At 55.1% G+C, this 24,596-nt stretch carries 22 protein-coding genes and 1 riboswitch; of the genes, 14 read left to right on the forward strand and 8 right to left on the reverse strand.

Annotation, left to right across the window (positions count from 1 at the left end; genetic code table 11):
* Positions 1 to 39 precede the first annotated feature (39 nt).
* From ACRQU7_RS18515 to ACRQU7_RS18540, 6 genes are all read left to right on the forward strand, one after another.
* Positions 40 to 210: a DUF362 domain-containing protein gene (locus tag ACRQU7_RS18515; RefSeq protein WP_081928417.1), complete on the forward strand. Its 171-nt coding sequence runs from the start codon at positions 40 to 42 to the stop codon at positions 208 to 210.
* 137 nt (positions 211 to 347) lie between these two features.
* Positions 348 to 1,103 carry a tRNA1(Val) (adenine(37)-N6)-methyltransferase gene (locus ACRQU7_RS18520; protein ID WP_444642556.1) on the forward strand — a complete coding sequence of 252 codons (756 nt, stop codon included), beginning with the start codon at positions 348 to 350 and terminating at the stop codon, positions 1,101 to 1,103.
* Positions 1,100 to 1,930 carry a 16S rRNA (cytidine(1402)-2'-O)-methyltransferase gene (gene rsmI, locus ACRQU7_RS18525; RefSeq protein ID WP_444642558.1) on the forward strand — a complete coding sequence of 277 codons (831 nt, stop codon included), beginning with the start codon at positions 1,100 to 1,102 and terminating at the stop codon, positions 1,928 to 1,930. Before ACRQU7_RS18520 ends, rsmI begins: the two co-directional genes overlap by 4 nt.
* A gap of 11 nt (positions 1,931 to 1,941) precedes the next feature.
* A complete protein-coding gene (locus ACRQU7_RS18530; RefSeq protein ID WP_444642560.1) occupies positions 1,942 to 2,571 on the forward strand; it encodes a CatA-like O-acetyltransferase in 630 nt (209 codons plus the stop codon).
* Between the two features lie 679 nt (positions 2,572 to 3,250).
* Complete coding sequence (locus ACRQU7_RS18535; protein ID WP_243122531.1) at positions 3,251 to 3,763, forward strand: DUF6323 family protein; 513 nt, start codon at positions 3,251 to 3,253, stop codon at positions 3,761 to 3,763.
* On the forward strand, positions 3,753 to 4,403 hold the full coding sequence (locus ACRQU7_RS18540) for a DUF6179 domain-containing protein (RefSeq protein ID WP_444642562.1): 651 nt from the start codon (positions 3,753 to 3,755) through the stop codon (positions 4,401 to 4,403). The genes ACRQU7_RS18535 and ACRQU7_RS18540 overlap by 11 nt, the downstream gene beginning before the upstream one ends.
* Before the next feature lie 22 nt (positions 4,404 to 4,425).
* Here the strand turns inward: ACRQU7_RS18540 and ACRQU7_RS18545 are convergent, their stop codons facing one another.
* The 6 genes from ACRQU7_RS18545 to ACRQU7_RS18570 all read right to left on the reverse strand — a co-directional run bounded on the left by ACRQU7_RS18545 (position 4,426) and on the right by ACRQU7_RS18570 (position 11,124).
* The gene (locus ACRQU7_RS18545) at positions 4,426 to 5,259 is read right to left on the reverse strand and encodes an OmpA/MotB family protein (protein WP_444642564.1); all 834 of its coding nucleotides are present in this window, start codon (positions 5,257 to 5,259) and stop codon (positions 4,426 to 4,428) included.
* Positions 5,249 to 6,094: a motility protein A gene (locus ACRQU7_RS18550; RefSeq protein WP_444642566.1), complete on the reverse strand. Its 846-nt coding sequence runs from the start codon at positions 6,092 to 6,094 to the stop codon at positions 5,249 to 5,251. The genes ACRQU7_RS18545 and ACRQU7_RS18550 overlap by 11 nt, the downstream gene beginning before the upstream one ends.
* A gap of 199 nt (positions 6,095 to 6,293) precedes the next feature.
* Positions 6,294 to 6,833 carry a rubrerythrin gene (gene rbr, locus ACRQU7_RS18555; RefSeq protein ID WP_444642568.1) on the reverse strand — a complete coding sequence of 180 codons (540 nt, stop codon included), beginning with the start codon at positions 6,831 to 6,833 and terminating at the stop codon, positions 6,294 to 6,296.
* Between the two features lie 139 nt (positions 6,834 to 6,972).
* Positions 6,973 to 8,067, reverse strand: a complete 1,095-nt coding sequence (ychF, locus tag ACRQU7_RS18560; protein WP_444642570.1) for a redox-regulated ATPase YchF — start codon at positions 8,065 to 8,067, stop codon at positions 6,973 to 6,975.
* A gap of 82 nt (positions 8,068 to 8,149) precedes the next feature.
* Positions 8,150 to 10,309 (reverse strand): Tex family protein, encoded by a 2,160-nt coding sequence (locus ACRQU7_RS18565; protein WP_444642572.1) that lies wholly within the window; start codon positions 10,307 to 10,309, stop codon positions 8,150 to 8,152.
* Positions 10,310 to 10,341: 32 nt separating this feature from the next.
* On the reverse strand, positions 10,342 to 11,124 hold the full coding sequence (locus ACRQU7_RS18570; protein WP_042082321.1) for a heparan-alpha-glucosaminide N-acetyltransferase: 783 nt from the start codon (positions 11,122 to 11,124) through the stop codon (positions 10,342 to 10,344).
* 212 nt (positions 11,125 to 11,336) lie between these two features.
* On the opposite strand from ACRQU7_RS18570, the gene ACRQU7_RS18575 reads away from it, so the two are divergent.
* From ACRQU7_RS18575 to ACRQU7_RS18610, 8 genes are all read left to right on the forward strand, one after another.
* Positions 11,337 to 11,720, forward strand: coding sequence for a thioesterase family protein (locus ACRQU7_RS18575; RefSeq protein WP_444642575.1), 384 nt, complete (start codon positions 11,337 to 11,339; stop codon positions 11,718 to 11,720).
* Between the two features lie 12 nt (positions 11,721 to 11,732).
* Positions 11,733 to 12,392, forward strand: a complete 660-nt coding sequence (locus ACRQU7_RS18580; RefSeq protein ID WP_444642577.1) for an HAD hydrolase-like protein — start codon at positions 11,733 to 11,735, stop codon at positions 12,390 to 12,392.
* Between the two features lie 57 nt (positions 12,393 to 12,449).
* Positions 12,450 to 12,562, forward strand: a riboswitch (TPP riboswitch).
* An 81-nt stretch (positions 12,563 to 12,643) separates the two neighbouring features.
* The gene (gene thiT / locus ACRQU7_RS18585) at positions 12,644 to 13,216 is read left to right on the forward strand and encodes an energy-coupled thiamine transporter ThiT (protein ID WP_141826658.1); all 573 of its coding nucleotides are present in this window, start codon (positions 12,644 to 12,646) and stop codon (positions 13,214 to 13,216) included.
* A 297-nt stretch (positions 13,217 to 13,513) separates the two neighbouring features.
* Positions 13,514 to 14,308 carry a TVP38/TMEM64 family protein gene (locus tag ACRQU7_RS18590; RefSeq protein ID WP_444642579.1) on the forward strand — a complete coding sequence of 265 codons (795 nt, stop codon included), beginning with the start codon at positions 13,514 to 13,516 and terminating at the stop codon, positions 14,306 to 14,308.
* A gap of 285 nt (positions 14,309 to 14,593) precedes the next feature.
* Positions 14,594 to 16,219: a biosynthetic-type acetolactate synthase large subunit gene (ilvB, locus tag ACRQU7_RS18595; RefSeq protein ID WP_444642581.1), complete on the forward strand. Its 1,626-nt coding sequence runs from the start codon at positions 14,594 to 14,596 to the stop codon at positions 16,217 to 16,219.
* A gap of 13 nt (positions 16,220 to 16,232) precedes the next feature.
* Positions 16,233 to 16,733 (forward strand): acetolactate synthase small subunit, encoded by a 501-nt coding sequence (ilvN, locus tag ACRQU7_RS18600; protein WP_038326165.1) that lies wholly within the window; start codon positions 16,233 to 16,235, stop codon positions 16,731 to 16,733.
* An 81-nt stretch (positions 16,734 to 16,814) separates the two neighbouring features.
* Complete coding sequence (gene ilvC, locus ACRQU7_RS18605) at positions 16,815 to 17,816, forward strand: ketol-acid reductoisomerase (RefSeq protein ID WP_038326166.1); 1,002 nt, start codon at positions 16,815 to 16,817, stop codon at positions 17,814 to 17,816.
* A 142-nt stretch (positions 17,817 to 17,958) separates the two neighbouring features.
* A complete protein-coding gene (locus ACRQU7_RS18610) occupies positions 17,959 to 18,720 on the forward strand; it encodes a DUF975 family protein (protein WP_141826661.1) in 762 nt (253 codons plus the stop codon).
* A 1,109-nt stretch (positions 18,721 to 19,829) separates the two neighbouring features.
* Here the strand turns inward: ACRQU7_RS18610 and ACRQU7_RS18615 are convergent.
* Both ACRQU7_RS18615 and ACRQU7_RS18620 read right to left on the reverse strand, forming a co-directional pair.
* Positions 19,830 to 21,923 (reverse strand): methyl-accepting chemotaxis protein, encoded by a 2,094-nt coding sequence (locus ACRQU7_RS18615; protein WP_444642584.1) that lies wholly within the window; start codon positions 21,921 to 21,923, stop codon positions 19,830 to 19,832.
* A gap of 247 nt (positions 21,924 to 22,170) precedes the next feature.
* A complete protein-coding gene (locus ACRQU7_RS18620; protein WP_444642586.1) occupies positions 22,171 to 24,231 on the reverse strand; it encodes a diguanylate cyclase in 2,061 nt (686 codons plus the stop codon).
* Positions 24,232 to 24,596 lie beyond the last annotated feature (365 nt).

Here is a 24,596-nt window from a genome sequence, read left to right on the forward strand (position 1 = left end):
ATAGAATTATGTTGTAATTTTATATGGAGGTGTTTTCCCATGGCATATGCAATTAGTGATGACTGCATTTCCTGCGGCGCATGTGCGGCAGGGTGTCCTGTAAACGCAATTTCGGAAGGTGACGGCAAGTACGTTATCGACGCTGATCTTTGCACAGAATGCGGTGCTTGCGCGGATGTTTGCCCCGTAGGCGCTCCTGCACAGGAATAATTTTACATGTGGACGAAAGGCGGAGCGTTGTTGCGCGCCGTCTTTTTTCTTATGTAATAAATCCATGAAATCAGCCAAAGCTCTTGAAAACCAGTCGTTTTTGAGCCATATAAAAATAAGGATAACCGAGGGACCTTATGCTTTTACCCGATGAACACCTTGAACCGCTTTCGCGCGAAATTTCGGTGATCGTTTCACAGGCGCACCGCTTTAGCACCGACACCATTCTGCTCGCGTCGTTTTCCCTGCCGAAAACAGGCGAAACCTGCGCGGATTTCGGCACGGGCTGCGGCGCCGTTCCGCTGATCTGGTGCGCGAAGGCCAAACCGAAAAAAATTTACGGTGTGGAAATTCAGCGGGAGGCCTGTGAAATGGCCCGCCGCTCCGTGGAGCTGAACCGCCTGACCGGAACGGTCGAGCTGCTCTGCTGCGACATGACCGCGATCAGACAAAAGGCCGCCCTGCCCGCCAACCGGTTCGACCTCATCGCCTGCAACCCGCCGTATAAGGAGGAGGGCGCGGGCCTGAAAAACCCGGAGGAGTCCCGCCGCGTCGCGCGGCACGAGGTTGCGTGCAGCTTTGCGGAAATCGCCCGCAGCGCGGCGTACCTGCTCCGGTTTGGCGGCCGCTTCTGCTGCTGCCTGCGCCCGGAACGCCTTTGCAGCGTCCTGCTGGACCTGCGAAGCGCGGGGCTGGAGCCCAAACGCCTGCGCCTGGTGCAGCAGCGCGCGGACAAGTCCCCGTCGCTTTTCCTGTTACAGGCAAACCGGGGCGGAAAACCCGGCATGGTGATAGACCCCGTCCTGCTGATTGAGGACGGCGGCGGATACTCTGAGGAAATGACCGCAATCTACGGCGAATACGCACAGAACAAGGAAGGGGCGGCAACATGAGCGGAAAATTAATGGTGGTCGGCACGCCGATCGGCAATCTCTCCGATTTTTCCCCGCGCGCGGCGGAAACCCTGCGGGAAGCCGATTTCATCGCCGCGGAGGACACGCGGGTCACGCTGAAGCTGCTCAACCATTTCGGCATCAAAAAGCCGATGGTCAGTTATTTTGAACACAACAAACGCGAGCGCGGGGACGTGATCTGCGCGCGTATCGAGGCCGGGGAGACCTGCGCGCTCGTTTCGGACGCGGGGATGCCCGCCATTTCCGACCCGGGGGAGCTTCTGGTCGCCCAGTGCGCGGAGCGCGGAATCCCGGTTTACGTGGTGCCCGGCCCGAGCGCCGTCGTTTCGGCGCTGGCGGTTTCAGGGCTGCCGACCGGCCGCTTTACGTTCGAGGGCTTTCTGAGCGTCGGCAAAAAAAGCCGCCGGGAGCATCTGGAGGAAGTCACGAACGAGACCCGTACCATGATTTTTTACGAAGCGCCGCATAAGCTTTCCACCACCCTGAGCGACATGCTCGCGGCGTGGGGCGACCGGCGCATCGCGCTGGTGCGCGAGCTGACGAAGATTCACGAGGAGGTCATCCGCACCACCCTGTCCGAAGCCGCCGCGCGCTACGCCGACGGCGGCGCGAAGGGGGAATTTGTGCTGGTGATCGAGGGCGCGCCCCAAAAGGAACAGGCATCGTTTGCACTGGAGGACGGCGTCGCCTTCGCGAAAAAATATATGGAAGACGGCCTTTCGGCCTCGGACGCAGCCAGGCAGGCCGCCGCCGAGACCGGCTTCAAAAAAGGCGAAATTTACCGGGCGATTTTACGGCAGGATTGAGGGAAGCGGGGATGAAAGTGGAATACATCAATATGGAAACATGGCCCAGGAAAGAGCATTTCCGGCATTTTTATAAAATGGAATACCCTATGTTCAGTGTCAGCCTGAATCTGGACATCACCAGTTTTCTGCCCTTTGTGAAGGAACACCGGCTTTCCTTCTACTACGCGATGGGCTTTGCCGCGACCCGGGCGGCAAACGAAATCCCCGAATTCCGCTGCCGCATCCGCGGGGGCCGGGTGGTTCTTCACGACAAAGTACACCCCTCCTTTACCGACCTTGACAGGGACAGCGACCTGTTCAAGTGCGTAGGAGTCGATTTAACGGAAGATATCTGCTCCTTTTCGGAAAAAGCGTCCCGCGCCTCCGCCGCGCAAAAGACGTTTATGGATCCGGAACAGGAGGAGCGCGACGACGTGCTCTACATCACCTGCGTTCCCTGGTTCTCCTTTACGCAGGTGACGCATCCCATCGCGCTGGACAGGGACGATTCCATCCCGCGTATCGCCTGGGGAAAATATTTTAAGGACGGTGAAAAAACGCTCCTGCCTTTTTCCATTCAGGCCAATCATGCGCTGATGGACGGCGTTCATGCCGGAAGATATGTGGAACGGCTGCAGCGCGATCTGGACCGCTACTGACCGCGCGGCCGAATTTTCGGCTATGCCCGTCCCCGCCCCCTTTTGCATTCCTGCTCTTCAATAAGTTCAATCGGTGATGCGCAAGAGGAGTTCAGCGGGAGGGGGTTTTGTATAAAACCGGCGCCGGAAGACACTCCCGGCGCCGGTTTTCAATTGATAAACTGACATATTTTTACATTTCCTCTTGCGTTACGGGAAAAAACGCGCTATAATGCCCTTGTAAGGCGCAATAAAAAGCGCAATGCAGGAACGGAGTGTTGCAGCACTCCGTTCCTGCTTACGGAGAAATAACCTCCATAGGCAACTGAATAATCAGCACATTGCGGTTATTATTATACCGCCTCTTTCGGCTTTTGTACAGAGGTTCGTTGATAATATCCGTGCGCTTTGATGTAGAACGTTGTATATGGGTGAGTCATCCGTGTGCGGCGTTTTTTTGCGTCTTGCCGAAGGGACGGCGGGATGAGGTCCCCCTGATAGATCTTTCCCCCGCCGTCTCCTTTTGTTTATAAAATTAGAAATGAGCATAAAAAAAGCCATTGACTCTTTTACGAATCAATGGTATACTGTTGAATGGCGAACATATATAACATTCTCATAATACTGTTTATAGTATAGCACATCTGTTTTTATTTGTCAATAGGTTTTTCAAAAATATTTTTTTAAGGGGGATTTTTGATTGGACAGCCGCCTTTCCGCCGTCTTTTCTCTCAACCTGTTTTCCGATCCGACCGCCGCCGCCCAGCTTTTAAGCCTGAATGAAAAAACGGAGCCTCTGGGTCTGACGCTTTCCCCCACGGACGTTTCCGCGCTGATTCAGTCGCGCACCGAAGCGCTCAACGCAAACGGACGCATTGAAATCGGCAGCGCCACCATCGGCCGGCTGGTCGAAGCCTTCTGCGGCTCCGCCTATCTCAGCCAGCAGAATTACTCCCCGGTCCTGCACGAGCTGATCGAGCTGTTTTACTACTATAAAAATGAAACGCTCGATCTGATTTCGGACAATGAGTTGATCGCTTTTATGAAGGACGCCTTTGAAAACCGCTGCGGCGGTTCGCTGGACTTGCTGGCGAACCGGGAACTTCAAAAGCTGGCGGAAAATCTGCGCTTCGGCCGGGAAGACTACACCAATATGGACCCGGAGCCGGACGAGCTGGATGAGGACGAAAAGGAGGATTTGGATGAACAGTAACGCAGCGATCGCCGCTTTTTTAAACCCGGAGGAAATTCAGGATGTGCAGGCCCGCCTGCTGAACATGCTCAGCGAGGAAATTCTGCGGTACACGGGCTACGAAAGCAACTCGGTGCCGGTGGAAACGGCTCAGTCCCTTTTTGAGTCCATGCTGTACTGCATGACCGCCTACCTCAACACCCTGCCCGACCCGTACGCCGCGATGCGCGCGTTTGATTTACAGCAGATTTTTTTCAGCGGGCTGGAGCTTGTCAAGCAGTATGTTTCCGAATGCAAACAGCTTTTAAAGAAAGTGAAGGCGACCCGCGTGCAGACGGAGCTGATCGCCTACAATCATACGATCGATTCCGAAATCAGTCTGCTTCTGAAGGGCTATGATGCCCGGTTTCAGGCGCAAAAGACCACGGAACTCAGCGACATGGCAAACATCAGCTATCCCCTTTTCAGCGATGATCTGAGCGTAACGGGGATTCTCTATATCCGGAATTACCTTCTGGAGCTGCTTGAGGAAAACGAATTCTGCGCCGGGTACGGCAAAAATTATATCCGCAGCCTGCTGCTGACCCACGGGGTCAGGCACCACCTGGACTACCGCGAAATGCTGGTCAATATCAAAGAGCTGATTCTGGAGCAGAAATAGGCGGGCCGGTTCGATTTTCCGCTCACGGCACCTCGACGACGATCACCTCGACCCTGCGGTTCTGCTGTCTTCCGCCGGCGGTGCCGTTGTCCGCGATCGGCCGGTATCCGCCGTACCCCACCGCCTGGAATCTTTGCGGGGCCAGTTTTTCCGTATCCGTAAAATACCTCAGCACCTTGGTTGCGCGGTCGCAGGAAAGCTCCCAGTTTGACTGGTAGTTTCCCGTATCCACGGGCTGGTTGTCGGTGTGTCCGGCAATGATGATGTCGTTTGACAGCGACCCGATATATTTGCCGATTTTGTCGAGAACCGTATAGCTCTCCGGCCGGAGCTGCGAGCTTCCCTCGTCAAAAAGCACCTCGGCCTGAATGTCGAACACGATGCCGGTCTCCACCTGCTGTACGCTCACCGTGCCTTTCAGGCTGTTGCTTTCCACAAACGATTCCACCTCGTTATACGTGGGCTTCTTGCCGTTGCTGCTCTTTCCCGTACTGCTTTTGGCCGCGGTACTGACTTTTTTCGTACCGCTGCTTTTGCTTGCGGTGCTCTTGCCCGCCGCCGTTTTTGCCGCGGCGCTTTTACTGCTTGAGCTGCTTTTACTCGCGGTTCCCGCGGCGGAGCTGTTTTTGTCGATATAATAATACGCGGCCGTCTCCCCCGTGCTGCTCTGGTCCGCGGCCTGACTGGAGGCAGACGCAGCCGGGGCGGCGGACGCGGCCGGTATTTGGTTCGCCCCTTCTTTCTGCACCGCCATGGCGTACAGAATAATAAACAGGAACAGCAGCAGAGTCATCATATCGGCATAGGAAATCAGCCAGTTGTCCTCCGCGTTTTCCAGACTGTTTTTAAGCGACATGGTTCTTTACCTTTTCGTCGCCGCGGCTCTTGAGATTTTTGATATCCACCAGCTCGTAGCCCAGCTTTTCCGACGGCGACAGGAAAGCCTTTAAATTATCTTCCATAATTCTGGGGCTTATTCCCGTCTGGATGCCTATGATGCCTTCCAGAACCATCTGCATTCTGTTGATCTCCTCGGAATTTTTGATATCCAGCTTATTGGCAAGCGGAGAAAATACCAGGTTGGCAAGAATGACGCCGTAGAACGAAGTGACCAGCACGGTCGCAAACGCGGCGGAGAACTTGCTCATATCCTGAAAATTCCCCATCATCTGAATCAGGCCCATAAAGGTGCCCAGCATCCCGAACGACGGTGCAAGGTTCGCCCACAGCCGGAACAGCTGGATGCATTTTTTATGCCTTTCGGCGGTGTTTTCGATTTCCAGCGTCTTGATCCTTTGGATCGTCTCCTCATTCGTGCCGTCAATGACCAGCATGATCCCCGATTTCGTGTATTTATCGGTAATTTTCTCCATGCTGTTTTCCAGCGATAAAATTCCTGATCTGCGCGCCTGTTTGGACAGCTCCACAAACAATTCGATGGTCTTTTTTTTGGGAAGCTGTTTGTCCAGAAAAGCATTTTTCAGGATGGACGGCACGCTTTTCAGCGTATCCCATTGGAAGGCGACCACAATGGCGCACAGCGACCCGCCCAGCACAATAAAAATCGACGGGACATCATAAAAAAGCAGCAGCGCGCTTCTGATGTCCTTTTTTCCCCAAATGGCGCTGATAGCAATTACCATAGCCCCGCAAATCAGACCAAAGGCAGTGGAATGATCATGTTTTCTCATCTTTTTCCCTTCAAATCTACTTGATATTGATCGTTTTATAACATATATCGTTTGATTCTATAGAAATTTAATAATCTTATTTTTAAAACCCATTAAGTTTTTATAAAGAAAATGATAGAATATGTGACTCATCATTTTCCACCGCAACCAAAAAAGGCAAAGCACCGTTTCCGATGCTTTGCCTTTTTGAAAGCTAAGATTAATAATTGACCGCTCTGCGCTCGAAGTAGGATTGCGGATGCTGGCAGGCGGGGCATTTTTCCGGCGCGTTCTTGCCGATATGGATATAACCGCAGTTGCGGCAAACCCAGACGGTCTCTTCCCCTGCTTTGAAGACGATGTCTTCCTTGATATTCTGCAGGACCTTGCGGTAACGCTCCTCGTGGCTCTTTTCCACGGTCGCGATCAGGCGCATGGTCTGTGCGATCTCGGTAAAGCCTTCCTGTTCGGCGACATCGGCAAATTCCTTGTACATTTCCGTCCATTCATACCGCTCGCCGCTTGCCGCGTCGTCCAGGTTGTCCGTTGTCGGGCCTACTGCTCCGCCATGCAAATATTTAAACCACAGCTTCGCGTGTTCTTTTTCATTGTTGGCAGTCTCTTCAAAAATGGCCGCAATCTGCTCGTATCCGTCCTTTTTCGCCTTGGATGCGTAAAAAGTATACTTGTTTCTTGCCTGGGATTCACCCGCAAATGCAGCCAATAAATTCGCTTCTGTTTTACTTCCTTTTAATTCCATGATAAAATTCCTCCTTCAGATAAATTTCCATATAGAATAGAATTTGTTTGCCTGAGTTAATTATACATCAGGAATCCGCCTCAGGCAAGAAAACATCCAATATTTCTTCCAGGAAATGGGGCCTGCGAGCCTCTGTTTATCAGACGTTGAACCGGAACAGTACGATGTCCCCGTCCTTCATCACATACTCTTTTCCTTCGCTGCGGACAAGACCCTTTTCCTTCGCTGCGGCCATGGTGCCGCACGCCATCAGATCGTCGAACGCGACTACCTCGGCGCGGATAAAGCCGCGCTCAAAGTCGGTGTGGATTTTTCCGGCCGCCTGCGGCGCCTTCGTACCCTTTTTGATCGTCCACGCGCGCACCTCCGGCTGGCCCGCCGTCAGGTAGGAAATGAGCCCCAGCAGGCTGTAGCATGCGTTGATCAGGCGGTCAAGTCCGGACTCCTTCAGTCCCATGTCGGAAAGGAACAGCTCCTTTTCGTCCTTGTCCATGCTGCCGATCTCCGCTTCGATCTCCGCGCTGATGGGCAGAACGCCCGCGTGCTCGCTGTCGGCGATCTCTTTTACCACCTTAAAGTATTCATTGTTTTCGATTCCGCCCTTAAAGTCGTCCTCGCTCACATTGGCGGCGTAAATGACCGGCTTGTTGGTCAGAAGGGAAACGGAGTTGAGCAGCTCCGCCTCTTCCTCGGTGCACTCCACGCTGCGCGCGGATTTTCCGGCGTCGAGCGTTTCCCTGACACGCAGGAAAAAGTCGTATTCCGCCTGGTATTTTTTGTCGGCCTTGATCATTTTCTGCGTTTTGTCGATCCGGCGGTCAAGAACCTCCATATCGGAAAGGATCAGCTCCAGATTGATGGTCTCAATATCCCTTTTCGGGTCGATGCTCCCCTCCACGTGGATGATGTCGTCGTTGACAAAGCACCGCACCACATGCACAATGGCGTCGGACTCGCGGATATTGGCAAGGAATTTATTGCCGAGCCCCTCGCCCTTGCTTGCGCCGCGCACCAGCCCGGCGATATCCATAAACTCGATGGTGGCGGGGGTGTATTTTTCCGGATGATACATTTCCGCCAGCTTGTCCAGCCGTTTGTCCGGCACCGCGACCACGCCCACGTTGGGCTCGATGGTGCAGAACGGATAGTTCGCGGACTGCGCGCCCGCGTTTGTGATCGCGTTGAACAGGGTGCTTTTGCCGACATTCGGCAGCCCCACAATACCAAGCTTCATATTTTAATTCCCTCTTTGTCTCTGTTATTCATGACACTATTATAAAGGTTTATATTCCCCGATGCAAGGCGGTTTCTCCCCGTCAGCCGATTTCCCCGCTCTTCATGGTCAGCGCAATGCGCTTTTTCGCGGTATCCACAGACAGCACGCGCACCTTGACCACGTCGCCGACCTTCAGCACCTCGCCCGGATGCTTGATGAATTTATCGCAGATCTGCGAAATATGGACAAGGCCGTCCTGATGCACGCCGATATCCACAAACGCGCCGAAATCGATCACGTTGCGCACCGTGCCGGAAAGCTCCATGCCGGGCTTCAGATCCTCCATGCTCAGCACGTCGGTGCGCAGCATAGGAGCGGGCAGCTCGTCGCGCGGGTCGCGGCCCGGGCGCAGCAGCTCGGTCACAATGTCCCTGAGCGTCGGCACGCCGATGCCGAGCCTGTGGGCGGCGCTGTCCGCCCCGATCTTCTCCACCCGGTTTTTCAGGTCGCCGATGCCGTTCTTTTTCAGGCTGTCCATGTCGTAGTCGCACAGAGAAAGCAGCGCCTTTGCCGCGTCGTACGATTCGGGGTGGACGGCGGTATTGTCCAGAATGTTTTTGCTCTCCGCCACGCGCAGGAAACCCGCGCACTGCTCAAAGGCCTTCGGCCCCAGCTTGGGCACCTTTTTCAGCTCGCTGCGCGAGTGGAACGCGCCGTTTTCCTCCCGGTACGCCACAATATTTTTGGAGACCGCCGCGGAAAGCCCGGCAATTTTTTCCAGCAGGGACGGCGACGCCGTGTTCAGGTCCACGCCCACGGTGTTCACACAGTCCTCGACCACGCCGCCGAGCGCCTCGTCCAGCTTCTTTTTCGGCATATCGTGCTGGTACTGCCCCACACCGATGGCCTTGGGGTCGATTTTGACCAGCTCGGCCAGCGGGTCCTGCATCCGCCGCGCGATGGAGACCGCGCTTCGCAGGGTGACGTCGAACTCCGGGAACTCCTGCGCGGCGAGCTTGCTCGCGGAGTAGACGGACGCGCCCGCCTCGCTGACCACCATATAGGAAACGCCGCTGTGCAGCGCTTTGATCACGTCGGCGGCAAACATCTCCGTCTCTTTCGACGCCGTTCCGTTTCCGATCGCAATGACTTCCACTTTATATTTCAGAATAAAATTGGTAATGACTTTTTTTGCTTCCTCCACCTTCGCCTGGGAGTGGGTGGGGTAAATCACGCCGGTGTCCAGCACGCGGCCGGTCGGGTCCACCACGGCGACCTTGCAGCCCGTACGGTACCCGGGGTCCAGCCCCATGGCCACCCGGTTTTTGACCGGCGGCTGCATCAGAAGCTGGCGCAGGTTGACGGAAAAGACCTTGATCGCGGCCTCCGCCGCGGCTTCGGTCAGGGCATTGCGGATTTCGCGCTCAATGGACGGAAAAATCAGTCGGTCGTAGGCGTCCTCCGCGGCCTCCTGCACAGCCTGTGTACAGGGGCCGTTCCCCTTCACGCTTGCGGAATATACGATATTCAACCCCTTCAGGCGCTCCAGCTCCACGCTTACTTTCAAAAAGCCCTCCCGCTCCCCGCGGTCGACGGCCAGCACACGGTGTCCGGCGATCTTCGCCGCCGGCTGGCGGAAATCGTAATACTGCGCGTAAACGGAGTCCTCGTCCGGCTTCGCCGCCTTGGAAACCACCTCGCCCCGCGCCATGGCGACCACGCGTAGCCGCTTGCGGATACCCGCGTCGTCGGAAATCCGCTCCGCAATAATATCGAGCGCACCCGCGAGCGCGTCCTCCGGCGTTTCCACGCCCAGCTCCGCGTTCACATAGCTTTCCGCCATATCGATCGGGTACGCGCTGTCTTTTTTCTGCTCAAAAATCGCGTCCGCAAGCGGCTCAAGGCCCTTCGCCTTTGCCACGGACGCGCGCGTTTTGCGCTTGGGACGGAACGGCCGGTAAATATCGTCGATTTCGGAAAGGGTGGACGCGGCGGCCAGCGCGGCGGCGATTTCCTCCGTCATGCATTCGGCGGCGGCAATCAGGTCCGTAACCTCCTCCCGGCGCTTCTGCAGCGCGCGCAGGTACTCCAGCCGCTCCGAAATCTCGCGCAGCATCTGGTCGTCCAGCGAGCCGTGCGCTTCCTTACGGTAACGCGCGATAAACGGGATGGTGTTCCCCTCGTCGATCAGCTCGACGACCTTCTGCACCTGCCACTGCTGTAAATGAAACTGTTCCGCGATCAATAACGCAAAATCCATAAATATCCTCCGAAAATTCTTATTCTAAGCCTTCAGCCGCGAACCCACTGTACGACGGCGGAAACGGCGTAGCACACACCGTAGATCACCGGCTGGTGAACCACATAAATAATCAGCGCGTACCGCCCCAGCCAGGAGAAAAACGGCACGCGGGAACGGTACATAAACGCCGGAAACCGCTCCTGCGCGGCAAGCTTACCCAGAAAGGTACCCGCCGCAAACACAAACATCCACGGGAAAAGCGGGAAATAGTCCGCGCTGCGGAACGTATCGCTGTAAAGGCCGAACGGCGCCAGCCAGTCGGTATGGTACAGGGAAGGAGACAGCGTCACCCCCCATTCCGGCGAAAGGCCGAGATACCCCCTTGAAATCCCCATGGTCAAAAGGTACAGCAGCGCGCAGACGGCGACCGCCGCCCACGAGAAACGGAAACGATCGGCAACCGGTTTCAGCAGCCCGTAAAGAATCATGCAGACCGCCAGAAAATGCAGGATGCCGAACACGATCAGCTCATCCGGAAGGACGAACCACGTCGCCAGGGTGACCACAAGCGCAACCCCCAGCAGCTTGAACCCGCGCGTAAGGTTGGAGTGGGACAGGTTTGAGGAAATGCCGGAAATCAGCATAAACAGCCCGGCGTAAAAAGGCTCCGCGGGCATAAAGAAGTTCAGCAGGAGCATTCCGATTTTCAGGTTGTACAGGTAGGCAAGCGTATAAAAGCCATGGTAAAACACCATGCAGAAAACCGCAAAACCGCGCAGCTCATCCATAAAATAAATCCGCCTGCGCCCTGCCCCTTTGATTTGATTCGGCATTCGTTCGCCCTCCGATTTCGGATTTGCACGGTCAAAACCGGCGTTTCGCATAGGAATGAAAGGGATAACCGCTGAAAGTTCTATATTTATAAATCCCCAGGATCATGTTATAATATAGACAATGTCGTGCGCCCTGTTTTCAGGCCGCACGGAAGCGGGCCCTGATGAAACCGCTTATTTTTTATTATATCATGGTACAGGAGGTAATTTCAATGAAAGAGACAAAATTGACCCGCGAATACACGGTTACCGAGGATATGCTCGCGGTGAATATCGGCAGCGGCAGCGTTCGTGTTCTTGCTACCCCGATGGTCGCCGCTTTTTTTGAGGGTACGGCGGCGCAGCTGGCCCAGACATATCTTGAGGATATCTACACCACCGTCGGCTCCGTCATCACGGTGAACCACCTGAACCCTACGGCGCCGGGCTGCAAGGTAACGGTCAGCGCGGAACTGACCGAAGCGGAAGGCAGGGTCTACCGGTTTCAGCTCGAAGCCTACGACAACGCGGGCCTGATCGCGACCGGGACCCACGAGCGCGTCAGCGTGAAAAAGGAAAGCTTCGCCGCCAAAGCGGAAGCAAGAAAAAACAAGTAAGGCGGTATAACGATGAAACCGATTTATGATCTGATTATTTTTGACCTGGACGGCACACTGACCAATTCCGAACCTGGCATTACCAGCTCGGTAAAATATGCCCTTGAAAAAATGGGACAGCCGGTGCCCGACATTTCCATCCTGCGCAAATTCATCGGCCCGCCGCAGTGGCACAGCTTTGTCCATTACTGCGGACTGACACAGGAGCAGACTGCGCAGGCGGTCAAAAATTACCGCGAAGTATACGAGGTCTCCGGAGCGTTCCAAAACAAGCCCTACCCCGGCATGATCGATTTCCTGGAGGAGCTGCGGGCAAACGGCGCCACGCTTGCCGTTGCCACCACCAAGCCAGCCAGAATCACCAGCCGCGTGCTGGACTATTTTGACATGACAAAATATTTCGCCCATGTTTCCGGCCCGGACGATTCGGAACGCAGCGGCGACAAGAGCGTCCTGATCAACTCCTGTCTGGACGCCTGTCATGTGAAGCCGGACCGCGCCGTCATGATCGGCGACACGGTTTACGATACGGTAGGCGCCCGGAATTCCGGCACCAACTTCATCGGCGTTCTGTACGGCTTCGGCACCCAGGAGGACATGCAGGCACAGGGCGGCAAAGTTTTTGCCCGCGATATCGACGAGCTGAGAGGCATGCTTCTGAAAGATTCCTGAATCCGACGGAAATCCCCTTGACAAACCGGAATTGTTAAGGTATGCTGAACATAAGAACTGAATATACAGGGGCGCTGAGTAACCTCGGCTGAGATGAAGCGAACTGACGTTTATGTCCCTTAAACCTGATCTGGATAATGCCAGCGTAGGAAAAGATGATTTTTAACGCTCTGTGGCATCACAGGGCGTTTTTATTTTCCCTCAGGTAATTTTTCAATTTCAGTTCCATATAATTGACTGGAGGGTATTTTATGAAAAAGAACACGACCGTTATCCTTGTGGAATGCGCGCTGATGATCGCAATGTCCACCGTACTGAGCATGTTCAAGATTTTTGAGCTGCCGCAGGGCGGCGCCGTTACCTGCGCGAGCATGGTCCCGCTGGTGCTGGTCTCTTACCGGCACGGCCTGAAGTGGGGCATTTCCACCGCGTTTGCGCACAGCCTGCTGCAGATGATTATCCAGTTCAACGCGCCGCCGGCAAACACCTTCGGGGCGTTCGTCGCCGTCGTTCTGCTGGACTATGTACTGGCGTTCACCGTTCTGGGCACCGCCGCCTTCTTCGGCAAGCCGTTTAAAAGCAGGGCCGCCAGCGTCGCCGTCGGTTCCGTTGCCGTTGCGTTCCTGCGGTTTCTCTGCAGCTTTTTGTCCGGCATCCTGATTTGGGGCAGCTACGCGCCGGAGGGCACGCCGGTCTGGATTTATTCCTTAACCTACAACGGCAGCTACATGCTTCCCGAAGCGGTCATCACCGCCGTTGTCGCGGTCGTGCTGATCCGGGTCCTTGACCGTGTGGAGCACCGTGCTCCCGGAAACGCATCCTGAAACAGGAATAACAGCTGAAAAGGAAAGCATGAAGCGCGGGGTTCCGTCCTTCATGCTTTTTTATCGCTTCCAGTGTTTTTTTCCACCCCTACGGCAATTCCATTTCAGTTTGCGGGACAAAACGCAAACTTGTTGCAGAATCAACTGGAAATGATGTAACCCATCCCATTTTATACAAAGCGAAAATAAGCAGTTTTCATAAAACAGGAGAGGGCAGGAGGTGCGTATCTATTTACCATACGGGAACATTTTTGTGGTATACTATTCCATAGAACCCATGAAACGAGGCTATGCCGGGTGACGATTCTTCGAACGGGGTCAAAAAAGAAAAAAACCGGCCCCCCGCCGGAAATAACCGCCGCCGACCTGCCGGAAACGGCGGGTCCGACGCTCCGCGACCGGCTTCTGGGCGGGGCTGTGCTTCTCGCGGCCACGGGGCTGTTCCTCTGGCTCACGGTCGTTCTGTGCAGACCGCTTCTGTCGCTGCTCCGGGATCCCGGCCGGTTTGAGAGCTTTATCCGCAGCCGGGGCGCGATGGGCCGCGCCGCGTTCCTGGGCATCCAGATTCTGCAGGGCTTTCTCCCCATCCCGCTGGAACTGACGACCATCGCGGGCGGCTACGCCTTCGGGCGGGTGCAGGGCAGCCTGCTGACCCTCTGCTCGGTGGTGATCTCCACCACCATCATCTTTTATTTCACCCGGATATTCGGCCACCGGCTGATCGGCCTGTTCTTCACCCCCGCCCAGCGGAAACACATCCGTTACCTGCGCAGCCCCAAATCGCGCGATACCTTTTACTGGATCGTTTTCCTGATTCCCGGAATGCCCAAGCGCCTGTTCGTGTTTTCCGCCGGACTTGTGCCGCAGGATTTCGGCAAATTCCTGCTGATCTCCACCCTTGCGCGCATTCCGTCCCTGCTGGCCTGTTCCTTCGGGGGCTGGGCGCTCTTCAGCGGCAATTACACACAGGCCGCCGTCCTCTTTGCGGCGACCGGCGTACTGAGCGTCGGGGGCTACCTGCTGTACCGCACCGTTGCGAAGCATCCCAATAAAAAGAGCGGGATTTCCGTGCTGAAAAAGAAAGAACGGTAATTTATCCATTTAAACCGTTAAAATGCCTTGACTCATAACGGTAAAAAACATATAATAATTAGAAACACATCCGGCGGCGCGCCGGGGGAAGTTTCCCAACCGTATGGTCTGCCCTCAGGCCGGGCAGGCATGGCCTGACTGAGTCTGCGTATGCCTGCCCTTGCTCTCAGGAGAGCATCGCCGAAGGCGCGTGCCGACCGCATGGTCCGCTTCCCGACCGGCAGGTCCGGTGCCCGATTCCCATTGGAGCCGCCGGAACGAATCAATTATAAGAGGTGACTGTTTTTGATAAGCGGAGCAGAAATGATGGCGGAATGCCTAAAAAACGAAAACGTGCAGATCGCCTTCGGATATCCCGGAGCAGCGATCTGTCCCTTCCTGGATTACCTATATCGCTCGCCGATCAAAAACGTTCTGGTGCGCGAGGAGCAGAACGCCGCCCATGAGGCGAGCGGCTACGCCCGCGCAAGCGGGAAACCCGGCGTCTGCGTCGCGACCAGCGGGCCGGGCGCGACCAACCTGATTACCGGCATCGCGACGGCCTATATGGATTCCATCCCGCTGATCGTCATCACGGGGCAGGTCAGCTCCGAGCTTCTGGGCCGCGACGTGTTCCAGGAAGCGGACATCACCGGCGCCTGCGAGCCGTTCACCAAGCATTCCTATCTGGTGAAAAGCGCCGCGGACCTTCCGCGGATTTTCAAGGAAGCCTTTCATATCGCTTCCACCGGCCGCCCGGGACCGGTTTTGATCGACGTTCCGGTGGATATTCAGATGGAAGAGGTACCGGAATTCGTCTACCCGCAGAAGGCGAACATCATCGGGTACAAGCCCCGCACCACGGGACATGCCATGCAGGTCAAAAAGGCGCTCGCCGCCATGGCCGAAGCGAAGCGCCCCGTCCTTGTCTGCGGCGGCGGTGTCGTGCTTGCCGGGGCACGGGACGAGCTGGTCGCCTTTGCGCAAAGCAGCGGAATCCCGGTGGTTTCCACCATGATGGGCATCGGCGTGGTTCCCATGGACAGCCCGCTGTATCTCGGCATGATCGGGATCCACGGCCACAAAAACGCCAACCGCGCCATGCATGAGGCCGATTTGATCATCCTCTGCGGCGCGAGGGTCGGCGACCGGGCGGTGTCCGCGCCGGAGCAGATGGGAGAAAAGGCAACCATTATCCATATCGATATCGACCCCGCCGAAATCGGCAAAAATGTGACCGCCCATATCCCCATCGTCGGCGACATCCGGCTGGTACTGCGCGATTTCATCGAGCAGAGCGTCGTTTCCGTTCCGAAGGAGTGGATCGACGCCGTACTGCGGTATAAAAAAGAATTCGTTCCGGGCGGAGAACCGGACAACAGCAGCGGTTTTGTGGAGCCCCGCTCCTTTATGCGCGTACTTTCCTCGCTGATGGAGGAGGACGCGATTTTGACCGCCGACGTCGGCCAGAACCAGATTTGGGCCGCGCGCAATTTCAATGTAAAGGAAGGCCGGTTCCTGACCTCCGGCGGGCTGGGGACCATGGGCTACGCGCTCCCCGCCGCTATCGGCGCAAAGCTGGCCAAGCCCCGCCGGCAGGTGCTGTGCATCTGCGGAGACGGTTCCTTCCAGATGGCCATGTGCGAGCTGGGCACGCTTTGCCAGAACGACGTCAACATCAAGATGATCGTGATGCAGAACGACCGACTGGGCATGGTGAAGGAAATACAGGACAACAAATACGGCAGCCGCTACGCGATGACCCTGCTGCAGGGCAACCCTGATTTCGTGAAGATCGCGGAAGCTTACGGCATTCCCGCGGCGCTGGCCACCTCCAACGGGGAAGCGGAGCGCCTGGCCAAAGAAATGTTCGCGTCCGACAGGGCTTTTATCCTGGTGTGCCGGGTCAACCCCGACGCGCCCACGATATAGGGAGGGCAGGAAAATGAAATACACCCTTTCGATTTTAGTTGAAAACCAGCCCGGCGTCCTCTCAAAGGTGTCCGGCCTGTTTTCCCGCCGCGGCTTCAACATTGACAGTTTAGCCGTCGGCATTACCGAGGACCCCGCCATTTCCCGCATTACCATTGTGGTGAACGGCGACGAATATATTGTGGAGCAGGTGGAAAAGCAGCTCAACAAGCTGATTCCCGTCATCAAGGTCAAGGTGCTGCAGCCCGACCTGTTCATCAGCTGCGAGCTGTCGCTGATCAAGGTAAACTGCCCGACAAAGCAGCGCGCCGAAATTATGAAAATCGTCGAGCTGATGCACGCCCAGATCGTGGATGTGGCCACCACCTCACTGACTATCCAGCTGACGGACAACGACGAGCGCACCCAGACGCTCATCAGCCTTTTAAAGCCCTACGGCATTAAGGAAATCGTCCGCGCGGGCACCCTGGCCATTGAAAAAGGCCCCACCACCGCCCGCAAACAGAACAGCTGACCCAAGCCAACCAACCCTTATGCGGCAGCGCCGTCTAAGTGTTTCGTTAATATTTTGCCATCAGGCAAGGAGGAATTTATCATGCCAAAAATCTATTATCAGGCAGATTGCGACATCAATCTGCTCAAAGGTAAAACCGTCGCTATTATCGGCTACGGCAGCCAGGGCCACGCCCATGCGCTGAACCTGCACGACAGCGGAGTCAATGTAGTGGTCGGCCTGTATGAAGGCAGCAAGAGCAAGGAAAAAGCCGAGGCTGCCGGTTTGAAGGTTTTGAGTGTCCCGGAGGCCACCAAAGCCGCGGACATTATTATGATTTTAATTCCCGATGAGCGCCAGGCGGATATGTATAAGAAGGACATTGCCCCTTACCTTACGGAGGGAAAAGCGCTTGCGTTTGCCCATGGCTTTAACATTCACTACGGCCAGATCAAGCCGCCGAAGGATGTCGACGTATTCATGATCGCCCCGAAGGGCCCGGGCCACACCGTCCGCAGCGAGTTTGTCGCCGGCAAGGGCGTTCCCTGCCTGATCGCCGTCGAGCAGGACTACACCGGCCACGCGCAGGACATCGGCCTTGCCTACGGCGCGGGGCTCGGCGCAGCGAGAGCCGCCATCATGGAGACCACCTTCAAAATCGAGACTGAAACCGACCTGTTCGGCGAACAGTGCGTGCTTTGCGGCGGCGTGACCGCCCTGATGCAGGCCGGCTTTGAAACCCTTGTGGAAGCGGGCTACGCTCCGGAAAACGCCTACTTCGAGTGCATCCATGAAATGAAGCTGATCGTTGACCTGATCTACCGCGGCGGCTTCGGCCTGATGCGCTACTCCATCAGCGACACCGCGGAGTTCGGCGACTACGAGACCGGCAAGCGCCTGATCACCGACGAGACCAAGAAGGAAATGAAGAAGGTCCTCGGCGAAATTCAGGACGGTACCTTCGCTTCCAAGTGGATTGCGGAAAACAAGAACGGCCGCTCGCACTTCAACGCCTGCCGCCGCATCGGCGCAAGCCATCAGCTGGAGGAAGTCGGCAAAGAGCTTCGCAAAATGTATGCGTGGAACGACGATCCGATTGACTAATTTCACGATTTAAAACATATAATCAAAAAGGCATGGATTCCGCCGCAGCTTTTTCCGGGGCATCTTACGATACGGGAACCTGTTTCCGATGCCGTGTGGAAAGACGGCGGAATATTTTTGACGAATGAAGGGAGCCATTGTTATGTGGGACAGAGGGATTCTGAAATCCAATGCAAAAATTGCGCTGGGAGGACGGTACTGGACCGCATTCGGCGTATCGCTGCTTGCCGCGGCTATTATTGAAGGATTTTCATGGTCGACAAGACGGTTCACGGTCAGCTTTGACAACCTGCCGTGGAACGAAGGAATCGCGTCCGTTATGGCCATAGTGCTCAGCCTGTCCGCGATCCTGATTGCCCTGATCGGCTTTCTTTATTATGTCTTCGTTGCTCTGCCGGTCACTATCGGTGAAAGCCGGTATTACGTGCACAACCATTTCGGCGCGTCGGATTTCGGCACGCTGTTCAGCAGCTTCCGCTACGGCTACGTCAACAGCGCCGCCGCCATGCTCGTTACGGAAATCTTTATTGGGCTCTGGTATCTTCTGCTGATTATTCCCGGCATCATCAAACAGCTGGAATATTCCATGGTGAAGTATCTCCTTGCGGATAACCCCAACCTGACGGGCAGCCGCGCAAGGGAGCTCAGCCGCATCCTGACAAACGGCGAAAAGGGTGCGATTTTCGTGCTGGGCCTTTCCTTTATCGGGTGGTACCTGCTCGGGGCCATCTGCTTCGGCGTGGGGATTTTATTTGTGAATCCCTATTATCAGGCTACCATGGCGGAGCTTTATATTTTCCTGCGCGACCGCGCGATCCAGACCCATCAGATCGACCCGGCAGAGCTGGGGCTGGTTCCCCCCGCCGGACCGTATTATAATCCGGAAAATCCCCCCATTCTGTAAGGCTGTTCCTTACAGAGCAGGAAAATTAATTTTTTTTAAATGCAAAAGACGGCGGGCCGCGCAAACCAGGGGGACACTTTCCCGGAATGCGGGTCCGCCGCCTTTTTTGTCCGCAAGGCACAAAAAACGCCGTACAGGAAATTTTTCCATATACAACGTCATCAAAGTGCCGCGAACCTAAGATACCCCCTGTACAAAATGAAAAACAGGCGGTATAATAGTAACCGCAGAGCGCTGAGTATTCAGCTGTGTATGGAGCTTGGTCCTCCGTATGCAGGGCGGTTGGTATTCCCGTACCATTCCGCCTGCTTTGCACTTTTTATTCGTGCCTTACACGTTGATTATAGCGCGTTTTTCAGGGATACGCAATATCAATTGCAAATATTTTCCAAAATTTTCAAAATCGGGCCGCCATGTTTCAACATGACGGCCCTTTATTGGACCATGCGGTCGGCAAGCGGACCTGCCGGTCGGGATGCGCCTACGGCGATGCTTCCTGTCAGCTTTACCTTAAATCGTGAGCGGGATGCTCCGAGACTCCTTCCGGCGCACCAAGTGCGCCACCTCCCTCACGGAGGGAGGCAAGGGTTTGGCACCCTCCCACAGGAAGTTTAATTCCCGTTTCCGTATCCCCCGTCAATGAAAACCGCAGCAGTATCGTATCTCACAGAGACACTTTGGGGATACCTTGGGGGTGCAGGGGGATTTTATGGGACCCTCCCGCCGGGAATTAAAAATCCCCCTGCGCGTCCTTTGCCTACTTTCGTACAAGAGCGAAAGTAGGGGCCCGCCCGGCCTGAGGGCAAAGCTGACGATCAACACCTACTTGCGGCGATGCGTCAATGAAGCAAGCGGAGACTCCTTCCGACGCGAACCTGCCGGTCGGCAAACGCCTACGGCGATGCTCTCAGACAGTTATCTGTTGAATTGCGGCGATACGCGCCCAGCGCGTCGAAAGGAGTAAAAGCTTCCGGATTTCTATCAGACTCCCTCAGTCAGGCTGCGCCTGCCAGCTCCCTCAAAGAGGGAGCCAAAACAGCGGGAATCTATACAAACGGAAGGGGCCGCCATGCTCGGCATGGCGGCCCCTTCGTTCTGGGAAATGTCTTTCAGCCGTATTTTTCAACTACCGTGGGAAAGCTTTCAGCCGTCCCCTTGGATTCCGGTGGGGCGGCCTTCAGCTGGACGACCGCGCCGGCCTTTTTCGCCGCGCCTTCTCTCAGGCGGAATTTCGCCGCAAGCGTGCGCAGACGCCGGGCCTGTGCGGACAGGTCCTGGCTGACCGCCGCGTTTTCCTCCGACGTCGCGGAGTTCGTCTGTACCACCTGCGCGATCTGTTCGATCCCCTGCGTGACCTGCTCCACGGCGGCGGCTTCGTCGCCGGTCGCCTCTGAAATTTCCGAAATCAGCCCGGCGGACTCGCTTGTCCGGGTCCTGATGTGCTGGAAGGACTCCGCGGTGGAGTTCGCAACCGTCATTCCGTTGTTGACCAGCGAAATCGTGTTCTCGATCAGCTTTGCGGTCTGGCCCGCGGCCTGCGCGCTCTTTCCTGCCAGATTCCGCACTTCGTCCGCAACAACGGAGAAACCCTTGCCCGCCGCCCCGGCCCTTGCCGCTTCCACGGCGGCGTTCAGCGCCAGAATATTGGTCTGGAACGCAATGTCCTCGATCGTTTTGATGATCTTCCGGATTTCCGCCGAAGCCGAATGGATGTCATTCATGGCGGACAGCATCTGCTCGATATCGCGGTTGCCCTTTTCCACCGCCGTGGTGGATTCCTTCGCAATGGAGCTGGCGACCGCCGCGTTTTTCGCGGTTTTCTGTATCTGGCCGGAAATTTCGGAAATGGTGGCGGAAAGCTGTTCCGTCGCGCCCGCCTGTTCCGAAGCGCCCTGAGAAAGCGCCGCCGCCCCGCTCGAAATCTGCTCCGAACGGAGGGAAACGGATTCCGCCGCGTGGTCAATGTCGGAAAACACCCCATTCAGCGAATCGACGATCTGGTCAAGCGCGCTCTTGATCTCGGAGAAGTCGCCCAGATACTGCATTTGGGTCTTTACCGTCAGATCCCCTTTGGAAACCGCGTTCAGCACCTCGGAAATTTCCCCGATATACATCTGCAGACTGCCGAGCGTGTTTTCAAGCGCCCCGGCCACCTGACCGACCTCGTCCTTTGTGTCGACCGTCAGTTTTACGGCGTCCTTGTTGCTGATGCCGATTTCCCCGTGCTCCATGTTGTTGGCCAGCGTCACGACCTGACCGAGCGGCTTTTTGACCCGCTTGCGGACGATCCTGCCCAAAATCACGGTGGCGATCACCATGACCACCAGCGCCGCTCCGATCGAAACGGCTACGGTCTGCATGGAGCGTTGTTCCGTCGCCGCAATGCTCTTTCCGGTAAACATCGCGCCGATCGCCTTTCCGTCAAATCCCAGAATCGGGACATAATTCACCATCATGGACGTACCCATCACGTCCATTTTTCCGGTATAATTCTGCTTTCCGGTCAGAACCTTCTGCGCGACGGCCGCGTCCATTTTGGTACCAGTCTGGCGCTTCTGGTCCTTCATCAAGGTGGTGTTGATCCGCTCGTCCCCGTAAAATACCGCGAAGTCACAGCCCGTGTACTGCTTGAGCTGGTCAATGACGTTGTGGTCCTCCAGCGACTGTACGGTGGAAATCATGCCGATCAGGTTCCCGTACCGCTGCACCGGCGTGCCGCAGCAGATGCTGAGCGTCTTGCCGGAAACCGCCTCGTTTACGACCACGCTCTTCCCTTTCATGGCTTCCTGCACATGGTTGAGCTTTGAAAAGTCGGGAAGGTCAAAATCGGTGGTTGTGGAGTACAGCAGGTTTCCCCGCGCGTCCGTCAGAAAGGCATAGCTGATGTTGTAGGCCTTCACCCGGTTTTTCATGGATTCCACAATACTGTACTGGTTGCCGCCGGCCACCGCGTTCAGAAAATCGGCGTCCTGGGACAGCTCCTGTCCCGCCTGCCTCAGGTTTGCCTCATAATTGGACAGGATATTGTCCAGCCCCTGCATGGCGGTTTGATTCTGCTCCTCATAGGTATCCTCAAAAATCCAGCCCGTAAACAGGGAATTGATGGATACGACAACGGCCAGAGCGATCGCCAGCGTCCCGATAAAAAACACGGACAAGAGAGTACCCAAACTGTTTTTCCGAATTTTCCCTCTGCTTTTCAAAAAACTCACTCCTCAAATAAATTCAGGTCTGAGCCGGACATTCGCCGCAGTATCTTCCTCATTATAATTATCGGCAGGCACCATTATTTTTTAATTTTTTATCGCAATTATAATCCACAATGTTTCACTCTGTTTTTTGGTTGTTTATCTAAATTTGTTATTATAACAACATTTAAACTATGGATAATATACAAAATACCGCCTTGCCGGAAAGCATGGCGGTATCTTCTGTCTTTCTATGCGCTGCCTACAGCGCGGCCTGAAGGCCGCTTGTTTCGTACAGGCTGCACTTGTCTTTTCCGCTTTTCTTGGAACAGTACAGCGCCTCGTCCGCGTGGCGGTAAAGCTCTTCAAAGCTTGTGCCGCCGTACGGGTAGAACGCCCCGCCCACGCTTGCCGAAATTTTATACATCTCGTCCGCACCCGTATAGGCGCAGTGGAAAATTTCACAGATATCGTTCATCTTATCCCGGAGCAGGCCCGCCGAATCAATGTCCCTGATAAAAATAATAAATTCGTCGCCCCCGGTGCGGCCCACAATATCCGACGCGCGGAACAGCCGCTTGATGTCTGTAGAAACCTTTTTCAGGACCGCGTCGCCGAAAATATGCCCCAGCGTGTCGTTGATATCCTTAAAATTGTCAATATCCACGATAATCAGGCCGTGAAGGGTACTTTTCTCCGATTTTTTCAGGCACTCCTCAATCATGGACTCGGTGGTCACCTTGTTGTAAAGCTGCGTCAGCAAATCCATTCTGGACCTGCTTTCCAGCTTCTGGATCATTTTTTTCTGGTGGTCGGTGTCCACGATCAAGCCGATCGCGCGGTAAGGCTCTTTATTTTCGTCGTACAGAATCTTGATGTTTACCGTGCACCAGATGTATTTGCCGTCGACGTTTTTCATCCGCACGTCGGTCGGCCCGGGCTGGCCCCCGGCCCTGATCCTGCGGAAAAGCTGCGACATGATCTCCTGGTCGGCGGGGTGGACCTGTTCAAAATTCGGGATATCAGAGCCGGGCACCTGTGCTGCGGTGGAAAAACCAAATTTATTTGTCCAGTAAACGGTATGATAAATGTGGTTCTGACGGATGTCCCATTCAAAAACGACCTGATTGGTTTCTTCCATAATCAGCGCATACCGCGCCTCGCTGACCTTGAGCACGTCGGTGTCCTCCTTTATTTTTTCGATCAGATGGTTAAAAGCGGATGCCATTTCGGCAAACTCGCCTTTGTAACAGGCGGGCAGCCGGGTCTGGTAATCCCCTTTTTCCACCCTGACAAATTCCGCGGACATATCCCTGAGCGGGTTAAGAAAGCGGTTGGCGGCCATGTAGGCGCAGCTGATCAGCGCTGCCGCCAGCACCAAAAGCGCCGCAAAATAAACCTTTAACATGCTCTGAAACGGACTCGCCAGCTCATTCGCCTCGACCGCGCTCAAAATAATCCAGCTTTTCCCCGCAACACGGGAATAGTAGCCGAATTTTTCCATTTCGCCCGCCCAAAAGCGGATAACGCCGTTGGGGTTCTGGTCCAGGTCGATATTTTCGAGCCTTTTCCCGCTGAGATCCCCTTCCAGCTTGATCTGGTCCGCGCTGTCCATCCGCTGGCCAACGCCCAGTATGTTTCCGCTGACAACGCTTCCCACGGAATCCAGAATGACGGTCCGGCCTGTTTCCATAAAGGTCTGGCGGGTGATAAGGTCTAGGTAAATCATGTCGATGGAGGACTGGATGGAGCCTTCGTAGACACCGTCCTTATAAATCGGTACGGCAATCACAAAATAGTTCTGGCCGTCAATAAAATCCGGTTCGTGCATCATATCGGAAATATATAGCCCGTACGCCGGAACGGTCCGCATGTCCACCTTGAGAAAGGCCGGCTTTCCGATCAGCCGGCTGTCGTCGGACGCGATGATGACGCCTTTCCGGTTAATCAGGCTGGAGCGCCTGACAAAATTCCCCTTGGAGTCGCCCTGCCCGTTGATGGTCTGTTTGTCGGTCATCGTTTTGAAGGTGTTCACCGTAATCGTCCGGTACTGCTCCAGATCCCTGTCCGACTCCCCCGCGTTGGACGAAATCAGGAGCTCCTTCACCCCCGGCAGGTCGGAAGCTACTTCCAGCGCCATTTTCCGCTGGCTGAAAAACTGGTCCAGGTTGTTGGCCGTCTGCATAGCGGTGGATTTCACGTTTGCCTGTAAAAGCTGCGAAGTGTTGCTCTGAAAAAAGAGGATGCTGAACACCATCACCAGAACCATCGGCAATATGGAAAAGACAGCCAGCAAAACAGTAAGGTACTTCCTGATTCTCAACCGGCTGCCTTCTTTCATTGTGGATTTCAAATGTAAAATTCTGTAAATTTATTATAACAGAAAATCCTTTTAATTCAATAGAATAATTTGGTACATGCAAATAATCACATAAATCTTTTCAATTTATTTTTATTTAAATTTAACAATTTTTTTGTGACCAACTAAAAAAGCAACAAAATCAGACATAATCCGCTGTTTACCGAAACGGATTCGGTTTTTTATTGAGCGGGCTTTCTCTTCCGGCCGCGGGCGGAAAAGAGCATAACGAAAGGCGCCGTTTCCCCCAAAAAACGGCGCCTGATGGGAAGGTCTATTGAAAGTGTGGTAATGAAAGCGTTATCATTGCGGCATTTCTTATGAATGCC

The organism is Caproiciproducens puteiluti (assembly GCF_052442865.1).
Lineage (GTDB): Bacteria > Bacillota > Clostridia > Oscillospirales > Acutalibacteraceae > Caproiciproducens.